This window comes from Pantoea sp. Mb-10 (genome assembly GCF_021272205.1).
Taxonomy (GTDB): domain Bacteria; phylum Pseudomonadota; class Gammaproteobacteria; order Enterobacterales; family Enterobacteriaceae; genus Pantoea.
The window spans coordinates 39403-61340 of record NZ_JAJSDX010000013.1 but is presented as its reverse complement, the minus strand read 5'-3'; the positions used below and the strand labels follow the sequence as shown (position 1 = coordinate 61340).

At 59.4% G+C, this 21938-nt stretch carries 19 protein-coding genes; 11 read left to right on the top strand and 8 right to left on the bottom strand.

Annotated features, from left to right (window positions below; translation table 11 throughout):
• Positions 1–24 precede the first annotated feature (24 nt).
• Both ilvD and ilvA read left to right on the top strand, forming a co-directional pair.
• Entirely contained in the window at positions 25–1875 is a 1851-nt protein-coding gene (gene ilvD / locus LU196_RS19715; RefSeq protein ID WP_232761176.1) for a dihydroxy-acid dehydratase, read from the top strand.
• 6 nt (positions 1876–1881) lie between these two features.
• Positions 1882–3426, top strand: a complete 1545-nt coding sequence (gene ilvA / locus LU196_RS19710; protein WP_232761175.1) for a threonine ammonia-lyase, biosynthetic — start codon at positions 1882–1884, stop codon at positions 3424–3426.
• 4 nt (positions 3427–3430) lie between these two features.
• Here the strand turns inward: ilvA and ilvY are convergent, their stop codons facing one another.
• Positions 3431–4312, bottom strand: a complete 882-nt coding sequence (gene ilvY, locus LU196_RS19705) for an HTH-type transcriptional activator IlvY (protein ID WP_232761174.1) — start codon at positions 4310–4312, stop codon at positions 3431–3433.
• A gap of 158 nt (positions 4313–4470) precedes the next feature.
• On the opposite strand from ilvY, the gene ilvC reads away from it, so the two are divergent.
• A complete protein-coding gene (ilvC, locus tag LU196_RS19700; protein ID WP_232761173.1) occupies positions 4471–5946 on the top strand; it encodes a ketol-acid reductoisomerase in 1476 nt (491 codons plus the stop codon).
• A 132-nt stretch (positions 5947–6078) separates the two neighbouring features.
• Here the strand turns inward: ilvC and LU196_RS19695 are convergent, their stop codons facing one another.
• Positions 6079–7413 carry an MFS transporter gene (locus LU196_RS19695; protein ID WP_232761172.1) on the bottom strand — a complete coding sequence of 445 codons (1335 nt, stop codon included), beginning with the start codon at positions 7411–7413 and terminating at the stop codon, positions 6079–6081.
• Here LU196_RS19695 and LU196_RS19690 point away from each other — a divergent pair.
• Positions 7408–7680 (top strand): hypothetical protein, encoded by a 273-nt coding sequence (locus LU196_RS19690; RefSeq protein ID WP_232761171.1) that lies wholly within the window; start codon positions 7408–7410, stop codon positions 7678–7680. The two genes, LU196_RS19695 and LU196_RS19690, sit on opposite strands and share 6 nt — an antisense overlap.
• Positions 7681–7698: 18 nt before the next feature.
• Here LU196_RS19690 and yhjD read toward each other — a convergent pair whose 3' ends face one another.
• Both yhjD and LU196_RS19680 read right to left on the bottom strand, forming a co-directional pair.
• Complete coding sequence (yhjD, locus tag LU196_RS19685) at positions 7699–8700, bottom strand: inner membrane protein YhjD (RefSeq protein ID WP_232761170.1); 1002 nt, start codon at positions 8698–8700, stop codon at positions 7699–7701.
• Between the two features lie 45 nt (positions 8701–8745).
• Positions 8746–9645 carry a LysR family transcriptional regulator gene (locus tag LU196_RS19680; protein ID WP_232761169.1) on the bottom strand — a complete coding sequence of 300 codons (900 nt, stop codon included), beginning with the start codon at positions 9643–9645 and terminating at the stop codon, positions 8746–8748.
• Between the two features lie 114 nt (positions 9646–9759).
• Between LU196_RS19680 and LU196_RS19675 the strand changes: the two genes are divergently transcribed.
• Positions 9760–10515, top strand: coding sequence for an SDR family NAD(P)-dependent oxidoreductase (locus LU196_RS19675; RefSeq protein WP_232761168.1), 756 nt, complete (start codon positions 9760–9762; stop codon positions 10513–10515).
• 40 nt (positions 10516–10555) lie between these two features.
• Here the strand turns inward: LU196_RS19675 and LU196_RS19670 are convergent, their stop codons facing one another.
• A complete protein-coding gene (locus tag LU196_RS19670) occupies positions 10556–11404 on the bottom strand; it encodes a PhzF family phenazine biosynthesis protein (RefSeq protein WP_232761167.1) in 849 nt (282 codons plus the stop codon).
• 113 nt (positions 11405–11517) lie between these two features.
• On the opposite strand from LU196_RS19670, the gene LU196_RS19665 reads away from it, so the two are divergent.
• A complete protein-coding gene (locus LU196_RS19665) occupies positions 11518–12144 on the top strand; it encodes a glutathione S-transferase family protein (RefSeq protein WP_232761166.1) in 627 nt (208 codons plus the stop codon).
• On the opposite strand, the gene LU196_RS19660 is transcribed toward LU196_RS19665, so the two are convergent.
• Positions 12111–13601 (bottom strand): PLP-dependent aminotransferase family protein, encoded by a 1491-nt coding sequence (locus tag LU196_RS19660; protein WP_232761165.1) that lies wholly within the window; start codon positions 13599–13601, stop codon positions 12111–12113. The genes LU196_RS19665 and LU196_RS19660 overlap by 34 nt on opposite strands.
• Positions 13602–13736: 135 nt before the next feature.
• Here LU196_RS19660 and LU196_RS19655 point away from each other — a divergent pair, with 135 nt between their 5' ends.
• Positions 13737–14324 carry a LysE family translocator gene (locus LU196_RS19655; RefSeq protein WP_232761164.1) on the top strand — a complete coding sequence of 196 codons (588 nt, stop codon included), beginning with the start codon at positions 13737–13739 and terminating at the stop codon, positions 14322–14324.
• Positions 14325–14376: 52 nt separating this feature from the next.
• On the opposite strand, the gene mqo is transcribed toward LU196_RS19655, so the two are convergent.
• Positions 14377–15987, bottom strand: coding sequence for a malate dehydrogenase (quinone) (gene mqo / locus LU196_RS19650; protein ID WP_232761163.1), 1611 nt, complete (start codon positions 15985–15987; stop codon positions 14377–14379).
• Between the two features lie 531 nt (positions 15988–16518).
• Complete coding sequence (locus LU196_RS19645; protein ID WP_232761162.1) at positions 16519–16761, bottom strand: DUF1158 family protein; 243 nt, start codon at positions 16759–16761, stop codon at positions 16519–16521.
• 283 nt (positions 16762–17044) lie between these two features.
• Between LU196_RS19645 and mntP the strand changes: the two genes are divergently transcribed.
• From mntP to LU196_RS19625, 4 genes are all read left to right on the top strand, one after another.
• Positions 17045–17617, top strand: a complete 573-nt coding sequence (mntP, locus tag LU196_RS19640) for a manganese efflux pump MntP (protein WP_232761161.1) — start codon at positions 17045–17047, stop codon at positions 17615–17617.
• A gap of 474 nt (positions 17618–18091) precedes the next feature.
• Positions 18092–19099 carry an N-acetyltransferase DgcN gene (gene dgcN, locus LU196_RS19635; RefSeq protein WP_232761160.1) on the top strand — a complete coding sequence of 336 codons (1008 nt, stop codon included), beginning with the start codon at positions 18092–18094 and terminating at the stop codon, positions 19097–19099.
• Position 19100: 1 nt separating this feature from the next.
• On the top strand, positions 19101–20072 hold the full coding sequence (dgcA, locus tag LU196_RS19630) for an N-acetyl-D-Glu racemase DgcA (protein ID WP_232761159.1): 972 nt from the start codon (positions 19101–19103) through the stop codon (positions 20070–20072).
• Between the two features lie 9 nt (positions 20073–20081).
• A complete protein-coding gene (locus LU196_RS19625; RefSeq protein ID WP_232761158.1) occupies positions 20082–21932 on the top strand; it encodes an ABC transporter ATP-binding protein in 1851 nt (616 codons plus the stop codon).
• The last annotated feature ends 6 nt before the right edge of the window (positions 21933–21938 follow it).

Genomic DNA, 21938 nt, shown 5'->3' with positions numbered 1-21938 from the left:
TTTTTACACTGGAGTAAATAGCGCATGCCTAAGTACCGTTCCGCCACCACCACCCACGGCCGTAATATGGCGGGTGCCCGTGCCTTGTGGCGCGCCACCGGAATGACCGACGCCGATTTCGGCAAACCCATCATCGCTGTGGTCAACTCGTTTACCCAGTTCGTACCGGGACACGTTCACCTGCGCGATTTGGGCAAACTGGTCGCTGAGCAGATTGAAGCCGCCGGCGGCGTGGCCAAAGAGTTCAACACCATCGCGGTGGATGACGGTATTGCCATGGGCCATGGCGGCATGCTGTATTCACTGCCTTCCCGCGAGCTGATCGCCGACTCCGTGGAGTACATGGTCAACGCGCACTGCGCCGATGCCATGGTCTGCATCTCCAACTGTGACAAAATCACCCCCGGCATGCTGATGGCCTCGCTGCGCCTCAACATTCCGGTGATCTTTGTGTCCGGCGGTCCGATGGAAGCGGGCAAGACCAAGCTTTCCGATAAAATCATCAAGCTGGATCTGGTCGACGCCATGATTCAGGGTGCCAACCCCAATGTCAGCGACGCAGAAAGCGAGCAGATTGAACGCTCCGCCTGCCCAACCTGCGGCTCCTGTTCCGGGATGTTCACCGCCAACTCCATGAACTGCCTCACTGAGGCGCTGGGCCTGTCTCAGCCCGGTAATGGCTCGCTGCTGGCGACCCACGCTGACCGCAAAGATCTCTTTATCAACGCGGGCAAACGCATCGTCAACCTGACCAAACAGTATTACGAGCAGGATGACGATCGGGTGCTGCCGCGTAATATCGCCAACAAAGCCGCGTTTGAAAACGCCATGACGCTGGACATCGCCATGGGCGGTTCCACCAACACTGTGCTGCACCTGCTGGCGGCGGCGCAGGAAGGCGAAATTGACTTCAATATTTCTGATATCGATCGCCTGTCGCGCCAAGTGCCGCACCTGTGCAAAGTGGCACCCAGCACGCAGAAGTACCACATGGAGGATGTACACCGTGCGGGCGGCGTTATCGGTATTCTCGGTGAACTGGACCGCGCAGGGCTGCTGCACAATGACGTGCGCAACGTACTGGGCCTCAGCCTGCGCGAAACGCTGGATCAATACGACATCATGCTGACGCAGGACGAGGCGGTGAAAAAAATGTTCCGCGCCGGACCCGCAGGGATCCGCACCACGCAGGCGTTCTCACAGGATTGCCGCTGGGACACCTTGGATGATGATCGTCAGGAAGGCTGCATCCGCACGCGCGAGCACGCGTTCTCTCAAGACGGCGGATTAGCGGTGCTCTACGGCAACCTGGCAGAAGATGGCTGCATCGTCAAAACCGCGGGGGTGGACAAAGAGATTCTGACCTTCACCGGCCCGGCCAAAGTGTACGAAAGCCAGGACGACGCGGTCGAGGCGATCCTCGGCGGTAAAGTGGTGGCAGGCGACGTGGTGGTGATCCGCTATGAAGGGCCGAAAGGCGGGCCAGGCATGCAGGAAATGCTCTATCCAACTACCTACCTGAAATCCATGGGCTTGGGTAAAAGCTGCGCGCTGATCACCGACGGCCGCTTCTCTGGCGGAACCTCTGGCCTCTCGATTGGTCACGCGTCCCCGGAAGCCGCCAGCGGCGGCACCATTGCGCTGGTGCAAGACGGTGACCTCATTGAGATCGATATCCCGAATCGCGGCATCAAACTGGCGGTACCGGATAATGAACTGCACGCCCGTCGTGAAGCCGAGCAGGCGCGCGGTGACGCGGCGTACACGCCACACGGGCGCGAGCGTCAGGTCTCCCTGGCACTGCGCGCTTACGCCTCGCTCGCCACCAGCGCCGACAAAGGCGCGGTGCGTGATAAGTCCAAGCTGGGAGGCTAATCGCTGATGGCCGAGTCTCAACCGCTTTCTGCAACGCCCGACGGCGCAGAGTATCTGCGCGCGGTGCTGCGTGCGCCGGTGTACGAAGTGGCCCAGGTCACGCCGCTGCAAAAAATGGAGAAAATTTCATCGCGCCTCGGCAACACCGTACTGGTGAAGCGCGAGGATCGTCAGCCCGTGCACAGCTTTAAGCTGCGCGGGGCTTACGCGATGATCGCGGGCTTGACCGAAGAGCAAAAGGCACGCGGTGTGATTACCGCGTCGGCGGGCAACCACGCGCAGGGCGTGGCGCTCTCGGCCACTAAGCTCGGCATCAAATCTCTGATTGTGATGCCGGTAGCAACTGCGGATATCAAAGTGGATGCAGTGCGTGCATTTGGCGGTGAGGCTTATCTGTTTGGCGCCAACTTCGATGAGGCGAAAGCCAAAGCCATCGCGCTGGCGGCAGAGCGGGGATACACCTTTGTGCCTCCGTTTGACCATCCGGCGGTGATCGCCGGACAAGGCACACTGGCCATGGAGCTGTTGCAGCAGGATGCGCATCTCGATCGCATCTTTGTGCCGGTCGGTGGCGGCGGCCTTGCGGCTGGCGTCGCGGTGCTGATCAAGCAGCTGATGCCGCAAATCAAAGTTATCGCGGTGGAGTCAGAAGATTCCGCCTGCCTGAAAGCCGCGCTGGAGGCGGGGGAGCCGGTGGATTTACCGCGCGTTGGGCTGTTTGCCGAAGGGGTAGCGGTGAAGCGCATCGGCAGCGAAACCTTCCGGCTCTGCCAGGCCTGGATCGATGACATCGTGACGGTCGACAGCGACGCCATCTGCGCGGCGATGAAAGATCTGTTTGAAGATGTCCGGGCCGTGGCCGAACCGTCGGGCGCGCTGGCGCTGGCCGGCATGAAAAAATATATCCAGCAGCACAATATTCAGGGCGAGCGCTTGGCGCACGTGCTTTCCGGTGCCAACGTGAACTTTCACGGTCTGCGCTACGTCTCGGAACGCTGTGAACTGGGCGAACAGCGTGAAGCGCTGCTGGCCGTGACCATTCCTGAACAGCAGGGCAGTTTCCTGCGCTTCTGCCAAACGCTGGGTGGTCGCGCCGTCACTGAGTTCAACTATCGCTATGCGGATGCCGATAACGCCTGCATCTTCGTCGGCGTGCGCTTAACGCGCGGGCTGGAAGAGCGCGGTGAAATTATCAGTCAGCTCACCGACGGCGGTTACCAAGTGGTGGATTTGTCAGATGATGAGATGGCGAAGCTACACGTGCGCTACATGGTGGGCGGTCGGCCATCGAAGCCGCTGCGCGAGCGGCTGTTCAGCTTTGAATTTCCAGAGGCGCCGGGTGCGCTGCTGAAGTTTTTGCAGACGCTGGGTGCGCACTGGAACATTTCACTGTTCCACTACCGCAGCCACGGCACCGACTATGGTCGCGTGCTGGCAGCGTTTGAAGTCAACGATCAAGAGCCCGATTTCGTCACGCACCTCACTGAGTTAGGGTACGAATGGCACGATGAAGCTAACAACCCGGCGTTTCGCTTTTTCCTCGCCGGGTAATAAGCTACAGCAGATGCCAGAACGCATGAATCAGCGGCTCACCGAGCCGCTTTTTTTGTACGCATACGCCCAGCTCAAGCGGCGCCACCGCCTCCACATCCGCCAGCGTCAGCACGCGATTGCGCACCGGCTCCGGGCTGTTTTCCAGTACCACGTCCGGTAACAGCGCAATACCACAGCCCAGCGCCACCATCGACACAATCGCCTCATGTCCGGACACCGTGGCATAAATTTGCGGATTGGCGATGCGTTGCCGCCGGAACCACAGATCGATTGCGCGTCGCGCCGGTCCCTGATCGGGCAGGATGAACGGGATCTGCGACCAGTCGGGCTGCGCCTGCGTTGACTGGCTGCGCACCGGGCAGGGCAGCGCGGGCGCAATCAGCACCAGCGGAATCAAGCCGAGCGGCGTGAAATCAATACTGGCGGGCAGCGACTCGGGTCGACCGGCAATCGCCAGATCGGCTTCCCCTGACTGCACCATCTCAATGGCATCGGCCGCATCGCCGGTGGTGAGCTTGATTTCCACCTGAGGATGTTCGGCGCGAAAGCGATCGAGAATCGGCGGCAGGTGGCTGTAAGCCGCCGTCACCGAACAGAACAGCCGCAGCTCACCGCTCAGCGACGGCCCGTTGAGATCCATCGCATGGCGCAGCTGCTGATACTGCAACAGCGTGTGCTGGGCGAACTGACGCAGACGTTCGCCCGCTTCCGTCAGCGTCACGGTGCGGTTGTCGCGCAGAAACAGCGCGTGACCGACATCGTCCTCCAGCCGCTGAATTTGCCGCGACAGCGTGGAAGGGCTGACGTGCATGGCCCTGGCGGTGCGGCCAAAGTGGCAGCTCTCGGCCAGATGCAAAAACAGTTTTAAATCGCGTAAATCCACGCCGCGCTCCGTTGAAATAGTATTGCAATTATTGCAATGTAACGTTGTTAATATATCAATTTAAGCAACAGATTTCCTGTCATATGATGGGGTCATTCGCGGCACTGAACATCGCGCCGTTACCGGACAATAAAACACATCCTCTACGCGGAGTACCCATGGCTAATTACTTCAATACACTGAACCTGCGCAACCAGTTAGCGCAGCTGGGCAAATGTCGCTTTATGGCGCGCGATGAGTTCGCCGACGGCGCCAGCTTCCTGAAAGGCAAAAAAGTGGTGATCGTCGGCTGCGGCGCGCAGGGGCTGAACCAGGGTCTCAACATGCGTGATTCCGGCCTGGACGTGGCCTATGCCCTGCGTGCTGAAGCCATTGCCGAAAAGCGTGCGTCATTCCGCAAAGCCACCGATAACGGCTTCAAAGTGGGTACCTACGAAGAACTGATCCCGCAGGCTGACCTGGTGGTTAACCTGACGCCAGACAAGCAGCACTCCGCCGTGGTGCAGGCAGTGCAGCCGCTGATGAAAGACGGCGCGGCGCTGGGCTACTCGCACGGTTTCAACATCGTGGAAGTGGGCGAAACCATTCGCAAAGACATCACGGTGGTCATGGTGGCACCGAAGTGCCCAGGCACTGAAGTTCGCGAAGAGTACAAGCGTGGTTTCGGCGTGCCAACGCTGATTGCGGTTCACCCGGAAAACGATCCTAAAGGCGAAGGCATGGCCATCGCAAAAGCCTGGGCTGCTGCGACGGGCGGCGATCGCGCGGGCGTACTGGAGTCGTCGTTTGTTGCGGAAGTGAAATCTGACCTGATGGGCGAGCAGACCATTCTGTGCGGCATGCTGCAGGCCGGATCGCTGTTGTGCTTCGACAAGCTGGTGGCAGAAGGGCACGACGTTGCTTATACCGAAAAATTAATCCAGTTCGGCTGGGAAACCATTACCGAATCGCTGAAATTTGGCGGCATCACGCTGATGATGGATCGCCTGTCTAACCCGGCTAAGATCCGCGCCTATGCGCTGTCTGAACAGCTGAAAACCATCATGGCGCCGCTGTTCCAGAAGCACATGGATGACATTATCTCCGGCGAATTCTCTTCCGGCATGATGGCGGACTGGGCGAACGACGACAAAAACCTGCTGACGTGGCGCGAAGAGACCGGCAAAACGGCCTTCGAAACCGCTCCGCAGTTCGACGGTAAAATTGAAGAGCAAGAGTATTACGACAAAGGCGTACTGATGGTGGCGATGGTGAAAGCGGGCGTTGAGCTGGCGTTCGAAACCATGGTCGATGCCGGCATCATCGAAGAGTCAGCGTACTATGAATCCCTGCACGAGCTGCCGCTGATCGCTAACACCATCGCGCGTAAGCGTCTGTATGAAATGAACGTGGTTATCTCCGATACCGCAGAATACGGCAACTACCTGTTCTCGTTTGCGGCCGTACCGCTGCTGAAAGAGTTTATGACCACGCTGCAGCCAGGCGATCTGGGTAAAGCGATCGAGGGCACGCAGGTAGACAATGCGCAGCTGCGCGACGTCAACGAAGCCATTCGTCAGCACCCGATCGAGACGGTGGGCCGCAAGCTGCGTGGCTACATGACCGACATGAAACGCATCGCGGTTGCCGGCTAAGCCCACGCGCCACGTTTTTCAGCACTGTATCAACCCCGGCCTGCCGGGGTTTTTTTATGCGTGTCGTGGGTCGGCGTCAGGCGCAAGGCATAAAAAACCCGGCCAACGCCGGGTTTGTCTGAGGTTAAGCGATCACACCGCTTCGTACAGCGTCTGGTGGCGCGTCTCTTTACAGGCGATCAGCGCAATGAGCGTTAACAGCGCCATCGCGGCCAAATAGAAGCCCACCGCCTGCAGGCCGTAATGCGCATTCAACCAGGTGGCGATATAAGGGGCGACCGAGGCGCCTAAAATCGACGACAGGTTATAGGAGAACGACGCACCGGTATAACGCACTTCGGTTGGGAACAGCTCCGGCAACAGTGCGCCCATCGGGCCAAACGTCAGGCCCATAATGCTCAGGCCCAGCAGCAGGAAGCCCATCACCAGAATCTGCGAGCCAGAGCCCAGCAGCATTGGGAACAGCAGCGCAAAGGCGATAATCATCAGCGTAATGGTGATCATGGTGCGGCGGCGACCATAGCGATCCGCCAGGAGACCCGCAATCGGCACCATCACGCCGAAACCGATCACCGCCACCATCAGCATCCAGAGGAAGCTGTTACGCGAGTAGCCCAGCCCAACCGGTGCGGGCGCGGTGCCGTAACTCATGGAATAGACGGTCATAATATAGAACAGCGTGTAGGTCGCCAGCATAATAAAGGTGCCGAGGAGGGTCGCCGTGAGGTGCTTGCTCAGCAGCGTGCCAATCGGCATGCGCACCTGTTTGTTCTCTTTCTGCACTTTGGCAAACACCGGGCTTTCATGCAGCGACACGCGCACGTAAAGCCCCACCAGCACCAGCACGGCAGAGAGAATAAACGGCACGCGCCAGCCCCACTGCATAAACTGTTCGTCGCTCAGCAGCCACGACAGCAGCAGGAACGTCCCGTTGGCAAAGAAGAAGCCAATCGGCGCGCCCAGCTGCGGGAAAGATCCGTAGAGCGCCCGCTTTTTCGCCGGGGCATTCTCGGTGGCCAGCAGCGCCGCGCCGCCCCATTCGCCGCCCAATCCCAGACCCTGACCAAAGCGCGCCAGCGCCAGCAGCAGCGGCGCCGCGACCCCAATCGTCTCATAACCGGGCAGCAGGCCGATCAGTACGGTCGATACCCCCATGGTCAGCAGCGAGGCAACCAGCGTCGCCTTACGGCCCACGCGGTCACCAAAGTGGCCGAACACCGCCGAGCCAATCGGACGCGCCACAAAGGCAATGGCAAAGGTCGCCAGCGACTGCAGCGTCGCCACGGTGGCATCGCCCTGCGGGAAGAAAATATGGGGGAAAACGATCACCGCCGCGGTGGCGTAGATATAGAAATCAAAGAACTCAATGGCGGTGCCGACCAGCGACGCCACGACAACTTTGCTGCGCGAATTTACCGGCGCGTCGGCCGGATTTGAAGCAGATGGATCAGTGATGGAGGCTTGCATAATTATTTCTTAATTGTAAATGTAAACAAAGAATCTTACGCACCTGTTTTGCGCCATTCAATGGCGAAAAGCCGCGTCAGAACAGGCTTTGCCGGGAAAAAAGAGGATAATGTCTGTGATGCGCGCTTCCGTGGCGAATGGCAGCGGGAAGCGGCGGTTTTCTGGCGAGATTCGCTGCAAAAGGGCCAAATTAAAGTGACCCTACAGCGTTTCCTGCTGAATATTGTGGAAATAATCGCCAGAAGGAAACATTTTCAACTGTTATGACAAATGTAACAGCGGGCGTCAGGATGTGCCACGCGGTGAAGACATCTCAGGATCGTCCTTGTACTTCGCCGTGGCGATCCACGCGGCGCAGAATAGCGTTAAGCGCGCGAAGAGATAAAAGAACGCCATCAGTCCCAGCACCGAGCCAAACGCGGCGCCCGAAGGCGAAGAGGCCAGCTTCGGCAGCGTCAGCGTCATCACGAACTTAATCACTTCAAAGCCGATGGCCGCCAGCAGCGTGCCGCGCAGTAGCGCTTTTTTGCGCGGCTTGTGGCGCGGCAGAATCCAGAAAATCCACAGGAACAGCAGATAGTTAGCGATGATGGAAATCGACAACGCAATCACCGTCATCACTGGCCGCAGCCACGTCACATCCGCCAAACCCAGCGCATCAACGATCGCCGCCTGCGCCGCCCCCGCGATGGAGGTCAGCGACAGGGTAATCACCAGCGCCAGCATCAGGCCAAGCAGCGAAATCAGATCGCGCAGATACTTTTTCCACAGCTTTTCTTTGTCGTCCGGTTTACGCTCCCACACATCGCGCGACTGCGCGCGCACGGCTTCGCGCAGATTACCCATCCAGTTGATACCGGAATACAGCGCCAGCAAGAGCCCGGTCAGCCCCACGGTCGCGCGCTGCTGAATGGCGGTGTTGACCGTGCTTTTTAACGTGTTGGCCAGCGTAGGATCGCTGATACTGTTGACGATCCGCGTGATCAACTCACTTAACAGATCCTGATCCGAGGCCAGTACAAATCCCACGGCGGCAAACGAGACCATCAAAATGGGGATCAAGGATAAAAAGGAAAAATAGGTGATCGCCGCACCAAATTGACTGCCGAGGCGATCGTTAAAGCGATCCAGCGCGCGAATGAAATGTGCCACCGCAGGGATCGCCTGGAACCACGCGGCAAACCGCGACACCTTGCGGATCGATCCGTCCACGGTTTTATTGCCGGTTTTAATGTCGATGAGCGGCTTGGCATCAGCCGCTGCATCCGGGGAGTGTTTGTCCGTCATAGACGATAGGCATCCTGTTCACTGCAAAAATCAAATTATAGACCGTTACGTCACGTACTCCTGCAAGACCTGACTCAGCCACTCCATAAAGACGCGCACGCGACGCGCCACGTTACGACGATGCGGGTAAAGCAGCGTAATGGGCATTGGTCGGGCGGGAAAATGGTGCATCACTTCCACCAGCTGGCCAGATTCCAGCAGCGGCTGCACGCCAATGGCGGGGACCTGAATAATACCCAGCCCGGCGACGCAGGCCGCCCGGTAGGTTTCGGTACTGTTGACCGTGACCACGCCGCCGGTCTGCACGTGGTGCGTCTGTTTGCCGTCGTAATATTCAAAACCGGGCGAAGGCTGACCGAGCTGCTGGGCGTAATGCACCATGGCATGCTGCGATAACTCTTCCAGGCGCACCGGCATCCCAAAGCGGGCCAGATAGCTTGGGCTGGCGCAGTTAATCAGCGCGTAGGTGCCGATGCGGCGGGCAATCAACCCCGAATCCTTTAACTCACCCACGCGCACCACGCAGTCAAAGCCTTCGCGGATGACGTCCACCTGACGATCGCTGCTGCTCAGCTCAATCTCAACGCCGGGATAATGCTGCAAAAATTCAGGCAGGCGAGGCAGCACAAAGCTGGTGGCCATCGCCACAGACATATCCACACGCAGCTTGCCGCTCAAGGTAGCGGGATCGTGCTGAAATAAGCTGTCCATATCATCCAGCATCGACAGCAGATCCAGGCAGCGGTCGTAATACACCAGCCCATCCTGGGTGAGGTGGACGCGACGCGTGGTGCGATGCAGGAGCCGCGTACCCATCTGATTTTCCAGCGCCTGCAGCTGGCGCGATACGCTGCCTTTCGGTAGGCCTAAACTCTCGGCTGCGCGGGTAAAACTGCCCATCTCTGCCACCCGCACAAACACCTGCATTGCGTGAATTTTATCCATATTGCTCACCGATTGTTGTTGTTATTGAAACAGTGCTGCGTATTTCTCTGCGTTTATAGATCAATTATTCATGAATATCCTTAACGTGCGTTCAATTTTCCAGCAGGAGATCCCATGAATCAAAAAATTGCGTTAATTACCGGCGGAAATCGCGGTTTGGGCAAGAGCGGCGCGCTGAAACTGGCTGCCAAAGGGACTGATATCCTTTTTACCTATCGTCAGCATGCGGAAGAGGCGCAGGCGGTGGTCAAAGAGATTGAGGCCCTCGGTGCGCGCGCCGTCGCGCTGCCGCTGGATGTGGGCGACAGCCAGCAGTTCGACGGCTTTGTCGCGCAGGTAAAAGCTGCGCTGGAAACCTGGCAGCGCAGCGGGTTTGATTATTTAGTGAACAATGCCGGACACGGCCACTATCGCCCGCTGGCTGAAACCACTGAAGCGGAGTTTGACGCGCTAATGCAGGTGCACGTCAAAGGACCGTTCTTCCTGACGCAAAAGCTGCTGCCGCTGCTGGTGGAGGGTGGACGGGTGCTGAACATCTCCAGCGGATTAACGCGCATGACGCTGCCCGGTTCAGGCACCTATGCCGCCATGAAAGGCGCGATGGAAGTGCTGACGCGCTACCAGGCAAAAGAGTGGGGCGAGCGTCGCATCCGCGTGAATATCCTGGCACCCGGCGCGATTGAAACCGACTTTGGCGGTGGCCGCGTGCGCGATACGCGCGATCTCAACGCGCAAATTGCCTCTGTCACGGCGCTGGGCCGCGTGGGCCTGCCGGAGGACATCGGGGATGCCATCGCCGCCATCCTCAGCGACGAAACCAGCTGGATCACCGCTCAGCGCATTGAAGCCTCGGGCGGACAAGCGCTCTAATCCGCAGATAGCGCGTGACCGGCCGCCTCGCTCACGCGCTTTAACACTGTATTGTGCCGTCAATCACCGTGACCGCCTGCCCGCCAATCCAAATGCCCTCGTCGCGGAACTGGACCGTAATGCGACCGGCGCGTTGAAGGACCGTGCCCTGGCGCGCACGATAGTCGTGCGTCTGGCCCTGCGCGGCGAAGTAGCGTGCCAGGCAGGCATTGGCGCTACCTGTCACCGGATCTTCGGTCAGGCTGCCGTTCTCCACCAGCAGCGCGCGCACTTCAAACTGTTCCGTTTCTCCGGCGGGTAGCGGGCCAAACAGTGCGGTGCCATCCACGCCCGCATGCTGGTGCAACCGCTGTAAATCGGCGACGTGGGCCTGCACATCCAACACCGCCTGTGCGCTGCTCATGGGGATCAGCAACCAGCGAATACCCATATCCACCACGGTAGGTGTCTGGGTGAGATCGAAAGCGTCGCTGTTCAATGCATTGCCCATCAGTGCATCGCTGAACGGCGTCAACGTGGCGGGCGGCGCGGCAAAGGCCAGCGCGCCATCGTCACCGATCTTCACGTCCACCAGGCCCACGCCGCACTCTTGCACAATTTTACCCGGTGTTTTCAGCGGCCAGCCTGCTTCCAGCAGCGCATGGGCGGTGCCCAGCGTGGGATGCCCGGCAAAAGGCAGTTCGCCCGTCACGGTGAAGATACGCACGCGATAGTCGGCGGCGGCATCCTGCGGCGGCAGCACAAAGGTGGTCTCGGATAAATGGGTCCAGCGAGCAATCGCCGCCAGCTCTTCATCGCTCAATCCCTGCGCGTCCATGATCACCGCCAGTGGGTTGCCGTTAAACGGCAGCGCGCTGAACACATCCACCTGCTTAAATGCCACTTTCATTGTCTCTCCTTGCTGATTGCGATTATCGGACATGCGGTTTTACATCCTGTTGATTGCGAAAGCGCAGCAACAGGGCTATGAATAGATTAACAATTCTGGCACCGGAGCCTGTTATGTTAAAAGTGTTAGGCCGTACCTCATCAATTAACGTGCGCAAAGTGCTGTGGCTCTGCGCAGAGCTGGATCTGGCCTACGAGCTGGACGACAAGTGGGGCGAAGACCCGCAATCGCTGCACTCGCCCGCTTTTTTAGCGCTCAATCCCAATGCACTGATCCCCGTCATTATTGAAGATGACTTTGTGATGTGGGAGTCCAACGCCATTCTGCGTTATCTGGCCAACAGCAACGGCGGCGAGTGGCTCTATCCGCAAAATCCCCGCGCCCGCGCACCCGTGGATCAGTGGATGGACTGGCAGGCCACCGAGCTCAACACTTCCTGGCGCTACGCGTTTATGTCGCTGGTGCGCAATTCGCCTGCGCATCAAGACCCGCGCCTGCTGGCCGCTGCGGTGAAAGGCTGGACGCACACCATGAACTTGCTGGATCAGCACCTGCAAAAAACCGGGCGCTACGTCGCCGGACGCAATTTTTCCCTGGCGGATATTCCCGTGGGCCTCGCCGTGAACCGCTGGTTTGAAACGCCGCTCGACCATCCGCACTTCCCGGCTGTGAGCACTTACTATGAGCGCCTCACCGAGCGTGAGGGTTACACCACTTGGGGCCGTAACGGTAAGCCCTGATCCTGTCCCGGTGCCAGGCCTGTCATTTCACAGGCCAGCGCGCCGGTGCGTTTCAACGCCCACGTATAGCGTTCGTCAAACGGATAGCAGCAGGAGAGGCGCAGCGCGTGGCGATAGCGATCGCTAAGCGTATAGAGCGCACCCGGCGTCACGCAAATCTGCTCCTGTAGCAGGCGATCAAACAGCGCCACCGTGTCGATATCACCCGGTAATTCCACCCAAAACACAAAGCCGCCGCGCGGCAGGGTAGCGCGTGTGCCCTGCGGGAAGTGGCGCGCCAGGAGACCGCGCGCCGCATCCAGATTGGCCGCATAGCGACGACGCAGCGAACGCAGGTGGTGGTCATAGCCGCCGCTGGCAAGAAATTCCGCCAGCGTTTCACTCAGCAGACGCGACTCCGTCATTGACGAGACCGCTTTCAAGCGGGCAATCGCCGCGTGGAAGCGCCCGGCTGCGGTCCAGCCCACGCGAAAATCGGGCGCCACGGTTTTGGTAAAGCTGGTGCAGTAAATCACCCAGCCGTCGCGATCAAAGGCTTTCACCGGCGGCGACAGCGGCCAGTCAAACTGCAATTCATCGTACAGGCCATCTTCGATAAGCGGAATTTGGTAAGTATTCACTAACTCTGCCAGGCGTTTTTTTCGCGCCAACGGCATCACGTAGCCCAATGGATTCTGCGCACCCGGCATCGCGACCAGCGCCTGAATGCGCTTCTCCTGGATCAGCATCTCCAGCGCGTCCAGCGACAGACCCTGCTGCGGATCGGTGGGGATTTCCAGCGCTTTCAGGCCCAGCGAGGCCAACAGCGGAAACAGAAAGAAGTAGGTCGGCGACTCGAGCCCCACGCAGTCGCCGGGCTGCGTCACTGCCCGCAGCGCCAGCTGCAGCGCCTCCATGCAGCCGTGGGTGAGGGTGATCGCCTGCGGTGTGAGCGTCAGGCCCGCGAGCAGCGCCCGGCGTGCAATCTCCTCCCGTAAGCGCTCACTACCCGGCGGAAGCGCATAGCGGCCAACCATTCCCGGTTCGCGTCGTAAAAGTGAGGCGGTAATACGCGCTAAGCGCGCCGAGGGAAACAGCTCGCTGTCTTGCGGACAGGCCAGCGAGATGTTGGTGTAATCCGGATTATTTTGGGCGGCAAACACCTGCTCAATCAGCGCCAGCTTCTGCGCGCTGGGATCGTGGATGTCGGCGGGCAGCGGCTTCACGCTGCGGGTGACAGCGGGCAGCACGCCGCGCACGTAATAGCCCGACTGCGGTCGTGCCTCAATTAGGCCGCGATCCTCCAGCAGCTGCCAGGCGTTGAGCACCGTATTCACGCTCACCTGATGCGACTGCGCTACGCGGCGGATAGCCGGTAGGCGTTTGCCCGGCTTCAGCGTCCCTTGATGAATGGACTCGGCAAAGCTATCGGCCAGCTGCTGGTACAGCGTCTGTTCAGACGAGAACGGTAAGGACACAAAAGCCTCCACGCGCAATGGGTACAATTTAGAATTACTGAATTTGTACCCATAACAATAGTGCTTTTGTGTCTCTGTTGCCATTGCCGCATCGGGATTAGCATGAGGTTCTTCTTCCCTTGCTGGAAACACGCCATGCTCGATCCCACTTTTTTTAGCTATGTCACGGTGATGTCCATTACGCCTGGCCCAAACAATTTGCTGCTGGCGACGTCGGGCGTCAATTTTGGTTTCAGGCGCACGTTGCCGATGGTATTCGGCATTCTGCTTGGCTGTGCGCTGCAACTGCTGCTGGCGAGTGTGGCGCTGGATGTGCTGCTGCGCTGGATGGCCTCAACGCGTCTACCGCTGACGGTGGTGGGATGCAGCTATCTTTTATGGCTGTCGTGGAAAATCTTTCGTGCTGACGCACCGCAGCGTCGTGAGCGTCCTCGTCCGATGACGCTGCTGGGCGGCATCGGCTTTCAGGCGGTGAATCCCAAAGCCTGGCTTATGGTGACCAACGTGGCGCTGATGTACGTGAACAGCAGCGGCGTGGTAGCGGTGCTGGTGGGGTATGCGTTGCTTAATCTGCCGTGCATTTTGCTGTGGGCGGCGCTGGGCGATCGGCTGCGCACGCATCTGCTGGTGGCGTGGAAGCGTCAGGCATTTAACACATTGATGGCGCTATCGCTGGTGGCGACCACCGGCTGGATGCTGTATGAGGCGTTGCAGTTTCGCTGAGCCAATAAAAAGGCCGCTTGCGCGGCCTGGATGCGAATTGGGGCTCGGAGGATTACTTGCCCACCACCTGTGCGGTGACGCGGGCCTCGTCGTTGGCCGCCATCGGCGTTTCCGCTGGCGCGTAATCGAGCTGCAATACGCGGCTGGTTTCCGCCAGCACTTTCTCGGTCAGCGCAACATCGCCGTTCAGCTTGCGGCCCCAGGACGGGATCACGCTGCGAATTTTGGTCTGCCATTCTGGCGAACGCATCTGCTCCGGGAACGCTTTTGCCATCAGCTCCAGCATGATCGGCGGGGCCGTTGACGCGCCCGGTGAGGCGCCCAGCAGTGCAGAAACCGAGCCGTCAGCCGACGTGACCACTTCGGTGCCGAGACGCAGCACGCCGCCCTCTTTCTCATCATTCTTGATGATTTGCACGCGCTGACCGGCGGTCACCAAACGCCAATCTTCTGGATTGGCCTGCGGCACATAGGCGCGCAGCGCATCCATCCGATCTTCATCGGTTTGCAGCACCTGATCCATCAGGTACTTCACTAAATCAAAGCTTTTCAAGCCGACCTGCACCATGGGCAGCAGGTTACTGCCGTTCATCGCGCCGAACATATCCAGCAGCGAGCCCTGCTTCAGGAACTTGGTGGAGAACGTGGCGAACGGGCCAAACAGCAGCACTTGCTTGCCGTCGAGCACGCGGGTATCGACATGCGGCACCGACATCGGCGGCGCGCCGACGCTGGCTTTGCCATAGACTTTTGCCATGTGCTGCTTTACCACGTCCGGGTTTTCCGTCACCAGGAACGATCCGCCCACCGGGAAACCGGCGTAGCCTTTTACTTCCGGGATACCGGTTTTTTGCAGCAGCGGCAGCGCCGCGCCACCCGCGCCAATAAACAGCTGGCGCGTCACCAGCACGCGCTGGTCGCCCGTAGCCACATGGCTCAGGCTTACCTGCCAGCGTCCGTCGGCCAGGCGTTTAATGTCGCGCACTTCCTGACGCAGACGCAGACGGAAGTTGGGTTTTTTCTCAAGCGCGTCAATCAACTGCCGCGTGATTTCACCGAAGTTCACGTCGGTGCCCATGTCGGTCCAGGTTGCGGCCACCTTTTGCTTCTGGTTGCGTCCTTTCATCACCAGCGGAATCCACTCGGCAATGCGTTCGCGATCTTCGGAGTAGTGCATGCCGCGGAACAGGGTGCTTTTTTGCAGCGCCTGATAGCGTTTACGTAAAAATTCAACGTTATCGTCGCCCCAAACAAAACTCATGTGCGGGGTACTGTGGATAAAGGTTTTGGGCTGGCGCAGATTGCCTTTCTGAACGTGATACGCCCAGAACTGGCGAGACATCTGGAAGGATTCGTTGATCGCCACGGCTTTGGCGATATCAATGCTGCCATCCGCCTTTTGCGGCGTATAGTTCAGCTCGGCCAGCGCGGCGTGGCCGGTGCCGGCATTGTTCCAGCCGTTGGATGACTCCACCGCCACTTCGCCCAGGCGCTCGACCATTTCAATCGACCAGTCAGGCTCAAGATCCTGAAGCCAGGTGCCGAGCGTAGCGCTCATGACGCCCGCGCCAATCAGCAGCACATCCACTTCTTTCCGTTCCTGAAGCGGGGTGCTCTCCATTGAGGCGGCGGCCAGCGCCAGATTTACCGCAGTAGTGCTCATGAGGCGACATCTCCTCTTTCTGTTGCCCTGATGCTCAACAGGTTCGCAGGCGAAATAGCCACGCTTCTTTATGAGCGCGTCGCGCTATCTCTCAAAGGTTAAGACTCAGGGATAAGCCATGGGGACGATAACGGTTAACTGCACGTTATGCATATGCACTTGAATATAACATTCTCGTATCGGAATTAAACGTTTGTTTATTTTTTAAAGGCGGAAATGATTCAGCATAAGAATTAATCAGTTTGCTGCCGCAGCCATAAGGATTTTTTATCCCTATTTCAGCAGCTTAGGGTAACGCAGTTGTTGCATGCTTGTAAGAGAAAAAGCCGAAGCGTGATTCAGAGAGTGAGCTTGGTCACAAATTAAGTATTTGATAAGTATATATTTTTAAGAAAAAGCTGATTTTTGCGGCTTTTCTGTTGCGTGATGTTTCGTTCACTTGTGTAAAACTAATGTTACATTTTTGTGCGCAAAAATCTCACTGCCGCGTATCGCCATCGCATTGATGGCGCTCAAGACGCGGCAGCGCGGTTACACCTTAAACCAGCGGCGCCATACCAGACGAATCACGAAAAACTCCACCGTGCCCAGCAGTAAAAACCACAGGCAAAATACCAGCGTGTAGAGCTGATTAAGATCCTGTAAGCGCAGGGCGTCCATCAGCTTTCTGGATAACGCCAGGCCAAACGCGGGGGCGGGCAGCAGCAGCGCGGACAAAAACGCCAGCAGCAGAATGCCAGCGGGCATAATCAAGGTTTCGAGCGGGTTTTTCATCACTACCTTCCACAGTCATCGGCGCGGGCATTAGCGCATAAAAGCGCGTTCGAGTGCAATCCCTGCCGCACGCAGCCATGAGAATGTTCTTCTATTCCATTCACTTAGCGGCAAAAACAGCATGAGCAAAGAGTTATAGCCTTTGCTATAATTAAATCCCTGATTTTACTGTCTTTTTTTCGACTATTTTGCATGCTAGACTGCGTCCACTTTTTCATAACTGAACAACAGAGGCGGAGATTTGCTGATTTAAGCGCAAATTTACCGCGTTGGCTGAAAACCCATGACTTTTATCGCAACGCTGATTTTGGCCTTTGGCATGTCAATGGACGCTTTTGCTGCGGCACTGGGCAAAGGCGCCACCTTGCATCGTCCGAATTTTAAAGAGGCGTTACGCACCGGGGTGATTTTCGGTGCCATTGAGATGATCACGCCGCTGATTGGCTGGGCAATCGGCCTCGCCGCCAGTCGCTATATCATGGCGTGGGATCACTGGGTGGCCTTTGGTCTGCTGAGCGTGCTGGGCGCGCGTATGATGATGGAAGGCTTCCGTCAAACCACCGAGGAGCCGTGCGAAGCGCCGCAGCGTCACGGTTTTATGGTGCTGGCACTGACCGCCGTGGCCACCAGCCTCGACGCGCTGGCCGTGGGCGTCGGCCTTGCGTTTCTGCAGGTGAATATTGTCCTGACGGCATTAACCATTGGTGCCGCCACGACCGTCATGGCGACCACCGGCGTGATGGTCGGCCGCTTCATGGGGCCGCTGCTGGGCAAATGGGCGGAAGTGCTGGGCGGCGTGGTATTGATCTGTATCGGCTCGACCATTCTGATTCAGCACCTGGCACTCTTCCGCTAAGCTTCAGCGGCAGCAATCCGCCATTTTGTGATCTGGTTCAAAAATAATTGCGTGAAAAAGCGCCGTTCGCTATACTTTTCGCGCAATTTTTCAACAATATTTGAGTCAGGTACTCCATGAAACGTTTTATCCGCTACGTATTCCGCGCCTACGTCGAAACCTTCAAGCACGTACCGCCGGGTGCGCTGCACTGATCGTCGCAAAACCGCGCGTCAGGTGTGCCTGCACACCCTTGCGTCCCGCCTCGCGGTTTCCCTCTTCCTTACCCCGTTAATCCCAACGTATTTCTTATCGCTGCGCCACCTATTTTGCCGTCTGCGCGCGCGCGCACCGCCTTTAAAGCCCGTCGTCATCACCTTTTGATCTGGCTATAGCCTGTGGTTATACCCCGCCGCTAAACAAGCATTCGTCAGCGTTTTCCCCCCGTGAAATAGTCGCTTCAGACCCTTTAACCCGTCTGAAATGAGAAACATCATGCTGATCCCTCAACCCTATTTACTGTTCCTTGGCGATGTCACCGATCCGCTGGCGGCAAAAACGGCGCGCGGCGTACAGGTCTGGCGACCTGAACAGTGCGTTGGCGAACTCGCTCTGCCAGGCTGCACCGTCAGCCTCGGGCTGGACGTGCTGGATATCGCCAGCGCCAAACAGCGCGGCGCGAAAACGCTGGTGCTTGGCACCGCGAATGCCGGCGGCTATTTGCCGCCGCACTGGCTCGATACCATTAAAAGCGCCCTGCAGGCAGGCATGAACGTGGCCAGCGGACTGCACCATCGACTGATTGACGAACCCGAGTTGGTGGCGCTGGCGGCCCAGCACGGCGTGGCCCTGTTTGATTTGCGCCACATGCGGCCAACGCTCACCGTGGGCAGCGGCAAAAAACGCTCAGGTAAGCGTGTACTTACTGTCGGCACAGACTGCTCCGTGGGGAAAATGTACACCTCACTGGCGCTGGAAGCGGCCATGCGCGCACGGGATATGAAAGCCGATTTTCGCGCGACTGGCCAAACCGGCATTTTGGTGGCGGGCGAAGGCATCGCGATCGATGCGGTGATCGCGGATTTTATCGCCGGCGCGGCCGAAGCGCTCTCACCGGCGAACGACGCCGACCACTGGGACATCGTCGAAGGTCAAGGCTCGCTGTTCCATCCCTCCTACGCGGGCGTCAGCATGGGGCTGATTCACGGTGCTCAGCCGCATTGGCTGGTGATGTGCCACGAAATGGGTCGTCCTCACATGCGCCACCTGCCGCACCAGCCAATGGTCAGCCTGCGCGCCTGCGTTGACGCCAATCTTCACGCCGCCGCGGTCACCAGCGACCACGTTCAGCTGGCGGGCTTTGCCATCAACACCTCCAATTACAGCGACGCGGAAGCGCGTGATTACTGCGCCAGCCTTGAGGCAGAGTTTGGCGTGCCGGCCACCGATCCCGTGCGGTTTGGCATCGATGCCATCGCCGCACTGCTGCAGGCGCGTGGCTAAGATGCGGCGCATGCAGATAGAGGTCATCGCGCTGCCGCTGGCGCGTCCGTTCGCTATTGCGCGCGGCACCCGCACCGCCGTGACGGTGGTGCGGGTCACGCTGGAGCAGCGCGGCTTTATTGGCCGCAGCGAATGCACGCCGACGCCGCGCTACGGTGAAAGCGCCGAGAGCGTCGTCGCGCAGTTGGAAAGCCTGCGACGCGACGTAGAAAGCGGACTGAGTCGGCACGATCTGCAGCAGGCGCTGGCCGCTGGCGCGGCGCGTAACGCGCTGGATTGTGCGCTGTGGCGGCTGGAGGCCGCCCAAACCAGGCAGACGCTGTGGCAAGCCTGCGACCAGCGCGCGCCGGCTTCACTCATTGTCGCGGAAACCCTGAGCCTCGACACCGAGAGCAACATGGCCACCGCCGCCGCCGATGCCGTCTCGCGCGGCGCGCAGCTGCTCAAAATCAAACTCAACCGTGACGCTATCCTGGCGAAGGTCGCCGCTATTCGCGCCGCCGCGCCCGAAGCCACGCTGATCGTTGACGCCAACGAAGCCTGGTTCGACCTGAATCTGCCCGACCTGCTGGCGGCGCTCACCCGTTATGGCATCGCTATGGTCGAGCAGCCGCTGCCCGCCGGGCAGGACCAGGCGCTGGCTGATTTCCCGCACGCCATTCCCCTGTGCGCCGACGAGAGCTGCCACACGCGCGCGGATATCGCTCGGCTGGCCGATCGCTACGAGATGATCAATATCAAGCTGGATAAGTGCGGCGGTGTTACCGAAGCGCTGGCGATGGTGGAAACGGCGCGGCAGCAGGGCGTGCGTGTGATGGTCGGCTGCATGCTCGGATCCTCACTGGCGATGGAAGCCGCGCTGCCGGTCGCCACCGCCGCGGAATATGTCGATCTCGACGGCCCGCTATGGCTCGCCGCCGACAGCGCGCCCTTTTTAACTTACTCCCAAGGCCAAATCTGGCCTTCATCCTAAGAGGCAACGATGACGGATACGTTAGTGGCTCCCCACGCTGCCGAGCCGGTGCTGGCGATTCAGGATCTCAGCGTCTCGTTTCGCGGCCGCAGCGGTGAACATCAGGCGTTAAAAGGCATCAGTTTTGCCCTCTATCCCGGCGAAATCGTCGCCGTGGTAGGGGAAAGCGGCTCCGGTAAATCGGTCACGTCGTTGGCGGTGATGGGGCTGCTCGCCGCGTCAGGCCGGGTGGATAGCGGCAGTATGCTGTTCCGCGATCGTCAGGGAACCTGCCATGCGCTGGAGCGCCTGAGCGAGGCACAGCGCCAGCGTCTGCGCGGCCGTGACATGGCGATGATTTTTCAGGAGCCGATGACGTCGCTCAATCCCGTGCTGCGCATTGGCGATCAGCTCACCGAGGCGCTGCGCGATCATCAGCTGTGCGATAAGGCGCAGGCCGACGCGCGGGCCCGTGCGCTGCTGCGCCAGGTGCGCATTGCGGATGTCGATCGCGTCATGAAAAGTTACCCCCATTCGCTGAGTGGCGGGATGCGCCAGCGGGTGATGATTGCGCAGGCGCTGGCCTGCGATCCGCAACTGCTGATTGCCGATGAGCCGACCACCGCGCTAGACGTCACCGTGCAGGCGCGCATTCTGCACATCCTGCGCGACCTGCAGCGTGACAAGCAGATGGCGGTGCTGTTCATTACCCACGACATGGGCGTGGTGGCGGAAATCGCCGATCGCGTGGTGGTGATGCTGCGCGGCGAGGTGGTCGAACAGGGCACGGTGAGTGACATCTTCCGCGCGCCGCAGCATCCCTATACGCAGGCGCTGCTGGCCGCCGTGCCGAAGCTCGGCGATATGCGCGCGCACCGCTGGCCGCAGCGCTTTCCGCTGCCGGGCGCGCCTGCGGCGGCGCATGGCGAGCAGCGCACCGCGCGCTATCACGAGGCGCCGCTGCTGGATGTGCGCGGTCTGAAAGTGTATTACCCGGTGCGCAGCGGCATCTTTTCCGGGCTTACGCATCAGGTGCACGCGGTGGAGCAGATCGACTTCGCCCTGTGGCCCGGCGAGACGCTGGCGATTGTCGGCGAGAGCGGCTGCGGCAAATCCACCACCGGTCGCGCGCTGATGCGGCTGATCCGCAGCCAGGCCGATAGCGTGCATTTTCAAGGGCAGGAGATCGCACAGCTGTCAGACGCGCAGTTTCACCCGCTGCGCCGGGAGATGCAGATGGTGTTTCAGGACCCGTACGCATCGCTGAATCCCCGTTTAACCGTGGGCTTTACCATTGCTGAGCCGCTGCTGCTGCACGGCTTGGTGAAATCGCTCGACGAAGCGACCCCGCAAGTCGAGGCGCTGTTACAGAGCGTGGGACTGCACCCGTCGCACGCGCGACGTTATCCGCATGAATTTTCCGGTGGTCAGCGTCAGCGTATTGCCATTGCGCGCGCCATGGCGCTGAAACCCAAAGTGATTATCGCCGACGAGGCGGTCTCGGCGCTGGATGTGTCGATCCAGGCGCAGGTGATCAACCTGATGATGGATCTGCAACAGCAAACCGGCGTGGCGTGGATTTTTATCTCGCACGATATGGCGGTGGTGGAACGCATCGCCAACCGGGTGGCGGTGATGTACCTCGGTCAGATTGTCGAAGTCGGGCCACGCCAGTCGGTCTTTAATCAGCCACAGCATCCCTATACCCAACGTCTGCTGGCCTCGGTGCCGGTGGCCGATCCGCAGCACCGTCAGCCCCGCGCCTTCGACGACAGCGAAATCCCTTCGCCGCTGCGTAAGGCGGGGGAAACGGTGACGAAACCCCGCTATCGCCAAGTGGCACCGCAGCACTGGGTCGCCGATGACCTTGCTTCGCGCTAATCCCCG